The sequence below is a fragment of the Nitrosomonas sp. Nm33 genome, assembly GCF_900107265.1.
GTDB lineage: Bacteria > Pseudomonadota > Gammaproteobacteria > Burkholderiales > Nitrosomonadaceae > Nitrosomonas.
On record NZ_FNPJ01000103.1, the window covers coordinates 1 to 7275 of the forward strand.

Annotated in this window: 8 protein-coding genes; 3 read left to right on the forward strand and 5 right to left on the reverse strand. The window is 40.1% G+C overall.

The genetic code is table 11. From position 1 onward, the window contains the following. Window positions 1-135: 135 nt before the first annotated feature. On the reverse strand, window positions 136-300 hold the full coding sequence (locus BLV54_RS16260) for a hypothetical protein (protein WP_176969789.1): 165 nt from the start codon (window positions 298-300) through the stop codon (window positions 136-138). A 468-nt stretch (window positions 301-768) separates the two neighbouring features. Next, window positions 769-1026: a helix-turn-helix domain-containing protein gene (locus tag BLV54_RS14050; RefSeq protein WP_090572241.1), complete on the reverse strand. Its 258-nt coding sequence runs from the start codon at window positions 1024-1026 to the stop codon at window positions 769-771. A 591-nt stretch (window positions 1027-1617) separates the two neighbouring features. On the opposite strand from BLV54_RS14050, the gene BLV54_RS14060 reads away from it, so the two are divergent. From BLV54_RS14060 to BLV54_RS14070, 3 genes are all read left to right on the forward strand, one after another. Next, window positions 1618-1911 carry a GYD domain-containing protein gene (locus tag BLV54_RS14060; protein ID WP_090572243.1) on the forward strand — a complete coding sequence of 98 codons (294 nt, stop codon included), beginning with the start codon at window positions 1618-1620 and terminating at the stop codon, window positions 1909-1911. A 923-nt stretch (window positions 1912-2834) separates the two neighbouring features. Next, window positions 2835-3353 carry a hypothetical protein gene (locus tag BLV54_RS14065; protein ID WP_090572244.1) on the forward strand — a complete coding sequence of 173 codons (519 nt, stop codon included), beginning with the start codon at window positions 2835-2837 and terminating at the stop codon, window positions 3351-3353. A 221-nt stretch (window positions 3354-3574) separates the two neighbouring features. Then, window positions 3575-4063: a YajQ family cyclic di-GMP-binding protein gene (locus BLV54_RS14070; protein WP_090572245.1), complete on the forward strand. Its 489-nt coding sequence runs from the start codon at window positions 3575-3577 to the stop codon at window positions 4061-4063. 203 nt (window positions 4064-4266) lie between these two features. On the opposite strand, the gene BLV54_RS14075 is transcribed toward BLV54_RS14070, so the two are convergent. The 3 genes from BLV54_RS14075 to BLV54_RS14085 form a co-directional block, all read right to left on the reverse strand. Continuing rightward, window positions 4267-4725, reverse strand: a complete 459-nt coding sequence (locus tag BLV54_RS14075; protein ID WP_090572246.1) for an NUDIX domain-containing protein — start codon at window positions 4723-4725, stop codon at window positions 4267-4269. A gap of 90 nt (window positions 4726-4815) precedes the next feature. Continuing rightward, the gene (locus BLV54_RS14080) at window positions 4816-5586 is read right to left on the reverse strand and encodes a fatty acid desaturase (protein WP_090572247.1); all 771 of its coding nucleotides are present in this window, start codon (window positions 5584-5586) and stop codon (window positions 4816-4818) included. 499 nt (window positions 5587-6085) lie between these two features. After that, window positions 6086-6286: a hypothetical protein gene (locus BLV54_RS14085; protein WP_090572248.1), complete on the reverse strand. Its 201-nt coding sequence runs from the start codon at window positions 6284-6286 to the stop codon at window positions 6086-6088. Window positions 6287-7275: the final 989 nt, after the last annotated feature.

Consider the following 7275-nt stretch of genomic DNA (forward strand, 5'->3'; position numbering starts at 1 on the left):
GCCATCCTTCTCTCGAACGGATAATACCTTACGGCGAAATGATACTGGATAGGTCATTCACAAATTATAATCAATTTATATGTGATTGGCTATATCTAGTGTTTTTCGTGGCTGTGGATACCAATGCTTTGAAGACTAATCCACACTCAACCAGCCTCCCCAGCTATCCCATACTGTTATGGTAGCGGCCATGGCACACCATGGCACATTATGATAGATAATACGAAACAGCGATATTGAGATTTGATATCCTCCATTGGGCACAGGAGGTAAATTAAGAGAAGGCAGATCAGCTACCAATTACTGATATTGTCCTATTTTATCGATACATCGTGTCACTATGCCAATTATCTCTAGAGAAGTTAAGCAAATATCCTCATTGATAAAAGTAGAAAATAACCTGAATTGCTGTAATTTTTAGAGCAAAACGAAGAATTCACCATTCATTCAGTCAGCAAACCTCACGAGACATGATCACGCTTTGCTGCATAGTGATGGTTAGGAATAAAAAAACAGTCGAATAATGCATAGGCATACTCTTTTTATCCTTCAATAGCAGAAGCACTAAAAAAGCTACCATGCGATCTATAATCTGGCTGTCGCGCTAGGAGATACAGCATACCTACTGCAACCCAGATGAAGTACCTCCAGAAAGCAACAGTGACATATATGGTTAATATGTCATAAGCATTTCCTTGCCAATAAAGGTGAGAATGATAAATTTAGCATCAGCAGTCCTTTACTGAATTTCTTGCCAACTTATCTTCGTTATCTTCGCTTGCGTCGGATAAATCCATTTTCTTCTGCTGTTCGCAATGCCTCATACCTGCAATGTACATCCATAAATGTAAGAATCCGCTGAAACTCGGTTCGAATGGTTGCAGGAGAGCGGCATAAGTGAGCCGCAAGCACTTTGGTATTAGTTGTTTTCATTTCAAGACATGCTTCTAACAATGTGTATAGCGCTGGCGTAAGTCGCTTGCCTTGACTCTGATCTTTGTCAACTATATTTATATTTGCATTCATAAGCAGACCTTTCTAAAAAATTACATAGGCTAGTCTTAAAAGCGGGAATTCCCGATGGCTAACATCGGAGATTAGAAACTCATTAAGAATCATAAAAATACAAAGCAAATAACAAGCCTGAAAAGATACCTCATCAGTACCTATCTTAGCCAGAATTGCTTCGTTTAAGTCATGCTTTGTCTGACTCAATCTTAAATTCTAAAAAATGCTTAATTTGAATTTAATGCTGCCTTCTCTCAATATCTAGCAATAAGTATGCCATTTGAAGAAAAATTAACTCATATCATTGTTTTTAAACAGATTTGATTTATATAGCGCTCATCAATCAATCAATGAATCACCATTAACAGATAATTTTGTAAAAAATTTCGACAAAATAGAATTTTTTCCAAAATTATTGAAGTGGCATGAACAAACTCGTATTTTTTGTACCAGAATCTCAGCTTTCAACTTTGGCATTGACAACCAAGTACTGAAACAATTAGCCTGCAAAATATAAAGAAAACAAGATGCAACGGCACTATCAGAGGCCAGTGCCATCAGCAGTAGTCTTCTTTCCGGCGGCCTCAAATACTGCGAAGGAGGTTCATCATGGCGATCTACATTGTCTTGAATAATTTCACCGATCAAGGAATTCGCAACATCAAGGACACTACCAAGCGGGCAAATGCCATACGTGAATTAGCAAAGAAGTTTGGAGTTATTACCAAAGAGATCTATTGGACGTTAGGAAGCTACGATATTGTTGATATATTTGAAGCGCCTGACGATGCATCCATGGCGGCATTGGTGGCAAACATTGGTGCCGCAGGCAATGTTCGCACCCTCACTTTGAGAGCTTTTTCTGAAGCAGACATGAACGGAATACTCGCAAAGCTGGGATAAGCAAGTAACTTCCCTGCTCCAGGCATCATTACCACGGGGCACGCCCTTGTGGCGTGGCCCGTGCTTCAATTGAGCATGCTTGATAACTTGATTTACTCGCCCAATAACGCAACAGCCTGATCATATGGCTATTTTTTCTATGTTCCTCTCTTAAGGAACAAAATTGTATACGTATGCATTATTGCTTGCCTCTTGGTTATCCTTTACCATCATCCTATAATAAAGCTCAATTGTTTTAAGTCGTTTTTCTTCTCTGCTTCTGGTATTGATCTGTTTTGTCGATTTTTTTTACATATTGTTGCGGCTAGGTAAAGTCTGAAGTTAGCAATGATCAGAGTGTTGCTCATGCACCAAGTTTGGCGCTATCAATTTAGCAGTTAAAACTTTATCTAACCGTTCGATCTAGATTCCTCAATTGGGCACTTTTATCCTGCTTTGGCTGGGATTCACGCGAGTGGCAACTATGTCCCTTACAAAACTACATGGTAACGTGATTACTCAAACTGAGGAAAAGTTCTAATACAGCTGCCACTTTGGCTGACAAAGTAACCTCGACACTTAGCCTCACTAACGTTACTGTGGTAAGAATCCGGATCTGCATCTTTTTGCAGCGCTAGGAATAAATATTACCCTTCCTCAACATAAAGCAGTTACCCACAACCTTATCCACGGAAATTGTGGATAAGCGTTGTATCGGAATTAGTCCGTTAACAGGAGTTTGCTATAAGTAATATCGATGAGGATTCTTCTATTTAACGTATTATTATCTTTATTAAAGAGGCTTTTATTGAAAGAGATTACGTGATAGGGTTTTATTTACTTGAGCAAATTTAAATGATGGCAATGATTTATTTGTTTAAAGATTTACCTTTGATTTCTACTTCAGCTAATTTAACAATAAACTAAGATTGTAATAATTAAATATGAGACTACCGCTGGCATTTGTAGCGCTTTCAGTTAGTATCCTAATTGGTTGTGCAACGCATCAAGAAAAACTACAAGCAAAATATGAGACTGATCTCTGTAGTGTTAAGCAACCTCAATCGAATATCGTAATCAGCCATGTTGATAATCGTGGCGAAGTCTTGCAAGGTGATCTCGTTGACAAAGCTGGATTCAATTACCAAGGAATTGCCTCGGTTCTGGCTGTACCCTTAGATTATTTCCTAAGTCCCCAAAGAGAAGGATGGGGAGCATGCTGCCAATGGGTGATTAGCTATTATCCTAACTATTATTGTGGTCACCAGTATTGTAGAGCAAACCAAGGATATAACTTGATGGGAGTACTTGGATTAGCGCGGGCACCGGATAGGGAGCAAGCGGAAAATATGGCCCTAGAAAATTGTAAAACTGCTATACAACAGTTCGCTAACCAAGTCGGCATAAGCCCTTCGCAGTCAGAACTGCGATGTAAAATCCAGAAATTCGAGTGGTGTGAGTAATTGCGCGCACAAGAACATGCACGTGGCAGATAACTTTACACATCTCTTATAAAACCTAGAATTATCCCTCTTATACGGTACACTCCGGAAAAAGAAAGGCTACTTTATATTTTTTCATGCGTGACTTTAATAAGAAAGGGTAGCGCCTCTTTTCTCAAGATCTGGTATTGATTACGCTAATCCCTAATAATTTGTCGTTTTTTTGCTAACAAGGAGTAAACATGCCGTCTTTCGATATCGTATCCGAAGTAGATAAAACTGAAGTCAAGAACGCAGCTGAACAAACCAATAAGGAAGTTAGCACGCGCTTCGATTTCAAAGGCTCAGACGCGCGCGTGGAACAGGCTGAAATGGTGCTCACCGTGTATGCTGATAATGAATTCCAGTTGAGTCAGGTGCAGGATATTCTCAATACCAAGCTAAGCAAACGTGGCGTGGACATCCGTTCCTTGGATATCAGTGACAAGATCGAGAAAGTCAGCGGCAACAAAGTGAAGCGTTCCTGCACAGTGAAGGTGGGAGTGGAAACCGAACTGGCGAAGAAAATCGTCAAGCTGATTAAGGAAAGCAAATTAAAAGTACAAGCCAGTATCCAAGGTGAATCCGTGCGCGTTACCGGCAAGAACCGTGATGACCTGCAGGACTGTATTGCATTCGTCAAGAAATCTATTACCGATTTTCCACTGCAATATCAGAATTTCAGGGATTAGCCAATATTGGGTAGCTCTTAAAAATCAGGAAAAGATTACCCAGAAACGAAACTCGCGTTTAGGGGATATAAACAAAAAGCTGAATATTTTCACACCCCCGATGACGTTGGGCTTTTATTTTCATCATTCTGCTGCTGAATAATGAAAAACTTGTGTGAACAAACTGTTACGTGGGTAATATGATGCATAACAACGACTTATTGTCAGCTACTTTCAATAACAGAAACACCACGTAACGGCGCTATTTTTCCGGTTGCACGAAAATTGAGGTAATCAAAGAGTACCTGACTGTGGTCGAAAGCCAAAAGCTGAGGTAGATTATCTACACTGAATATCTGACAGTTTTTGGCATCGTCGGCTGCCTCTGGAATGCCAAAAGCTTCGGCTACATAAACTGCGGTGACGGTATGTCCACGGCTGTCACGACTTGGATCAGAATAAAGACCGAGCAAGGCGACCAACTTTATGTCTAATCTAACTTCTTCTCGCGCTTCTCTCACCGCTGCCTGTTCCATCATTTCACCGACATCGACAAATCCCCCAGGAATGGCCCAGCCATAAGGTGGATTGGCGCGCTCGATTAAGACAATAGGACGATTTGGATAATCGATAAGTTCGATAATGGTGTCGCAGGCAAGTGATGGGGTAACTGGCCGGGGCATATGATTCTCCGAGTAAATAAGAAAATCTAACATTTATAATTCAGAATGAAAATGTTAGGAAGAGCATGAATAATGTTGCTCATTGACGTGCTAGCGAAGCAACACATTACGTGTAGCGGCGAGATGTCGTGCGGCAATATGTGGATGGGCGTGATGAATATCATGATGGCAGGTAGCCATAAGACTGTCCCGTCCGAACAACAGCGCAAATAAACGGGCAGTACCCGGTGAAAATTTTTGCGGATAAACACCGTAGGCTTCGCCTCTGCGGTGCAAGCAGTAGAAAAAAGAAAAGTAGCTCACTCCGTAAGCAAAGCGCAGTGGAACCCAGTACCAGAAGAAGGTCAATCCACTGGCGCCAACTAGTGCCACGAACAACACCAACCGCATAAGCGTGCCGCGCAGTAATTGAGCATCCAACCCTTGTTGCGTGATCCAGCGGAAATAACTTTGCTCAGGCGCACTCATCGCATTGATGAACCCCCTCAGCTTGCCACCCCGCAGCTGAAAGTACTCAGGATCCTGCGGCGTGGCCATATAGCGATGATGGCGAAAATGAATGACGCGATATTCACGATAGCCTAATTGTAATGGAGTAAGTAACAGTGGCAGCAAGCGCGTTATTGGATCAACTTCACAAGCGCTACGAAGATGTAACAGCTCATGGGTAGAAAGCATCCAGCGCACTACGAACACCACCATGCTTAGTACTAGGCTCCATGGAGGCAATAGGCCGACAAGCACCACTACTGTATGCAGATAGATGGCGGCAAGCCATAATAAGCTTTGTGTTCTGTAGCGTATCGCGTCCGCCGTAGTGGCAAGAAGAGCAGTTGGAATAGCGCTGTAATTGGTAATCATGTTTTTGCTATCGTGACACGTTTAACTGGGGCAAGAGTAAGTTTTTTAGTTGGCTTTAGCAGACCATTGAAAAACCTATTAACTGCGTTAGAACTTTAAAAGCCACACTATTTTAAATTATGTGCACATTGGAAGTCTGATGGGCTGATAGTCCGATTCACACATAGAGATAGTATGCCCAAAATCCGCCAAAGGTGTGCGAATAAGGATAAAAAATCAGGAATTAATAGAAAATTTAAAAAACTGCTCAAAAAACGAGCAACTTTAGAAAAAAATAGCTTCAAGAAAACAATCAAAATACTTCTAGTCCTTTAAAAATAGTCTTTCAGACTGAAAGTACCGAGTTTTTCAAGGATTTGTTCTGTTAGTGCTGGTTAACTAAACAGGGAACGTGGCGGCTAATCAAATCTTCCCTCGCAAGCTCGCTGATTCCCTAAGAGATCGTACCTTCGTATAGCGGAAGACCAACTTCTGTCAATAGCCCCCAAATAGCATCCTGCTACTGATCAGCATAAAAATTAACTTTACCCATTGCTGCCATGGATAACGCATCCGCTATATCGTCACCTTTAGCATCGGCAAATAAAACAAAAACAAAAGTAATTAAATTTTCTTTGTGATTATTATTAAAACTTTGTGGATAAAATCTGTATAGTTTTTGGATAACAAGAAAAAAAATTAATTTTTCAATTTTATCCACAAATTATCCAAATAAAATTCTCGTTTTATACAGACGAAAAATTTTATTCAGTTTCCTGATATTTAATACATTTTTATAACTATACAGAAATTGACGTTCAATTATTATTATCATTAACTTCTTATATAACAAAGGTTGATAATAGTAACTAATTTATAGTTTTTAGCAGAAACATCAGAAAAACTAAATCGAAACCTATTAAAACAGCCAATGAATCAATTAAAAAGTTCTAGCAAAAAGTTCTGCAGGACGCTGAATTCTCACTAGAGTTACAGCAATCACTACTAAATGCTCCGACGCCGAAAAACAACGCGCAGGAAAGCATTAATCAGATCCTAAACACGAAAAAACAGAACTTAGAAGTACTTAGTTACCACCATGACGATAAAGTTAGATTCCCTAGTTGATCACTCATTAAAAATGATTAAACCTTTCCGCGACACCTGCGAATTGAACATCCATTTTTATTTGACTTATTTGCACGATAAATTGTTTCAAGCGAAAGAATCGCAGCACGGATCAGGCAGCTTGTTTGTACAGATTTCGGATGAGAATTTGCATCCTGTGCGTGAATTAATGGATGATGTTTTTAAACAGACAAACTATCTGAATCTCACCTTTCAAGACTAACAATGTAGATTTCTTGGTCTAGTATGGCAAAAATAGGACGAAAACAAAGGATTCCCAGTTTTTCGGGGGAAAAAGCCGTGAGTCTGGAACAGTAACCTACAGCAGACTTAACTTACCAAATGGAAAGCGTAGAAGAATAATCGCACTGGGAAAACGCGGAAATAAACTCATTTTAAACGCTGCGAAATTCTACAAACCAGCTAATATTACGTGCCAAGGAAATCCCCTGTTTGATTTCAAGTTACGTGGCAAAACATATTTTTAACGTGAGTTCGACATAAGAATCACAACCCTACAAGTGGAAGAGCTTGAGTGAATCTGATATTAAGTGAAGGTTTCTTCTCGCGGAACGTGTAAGC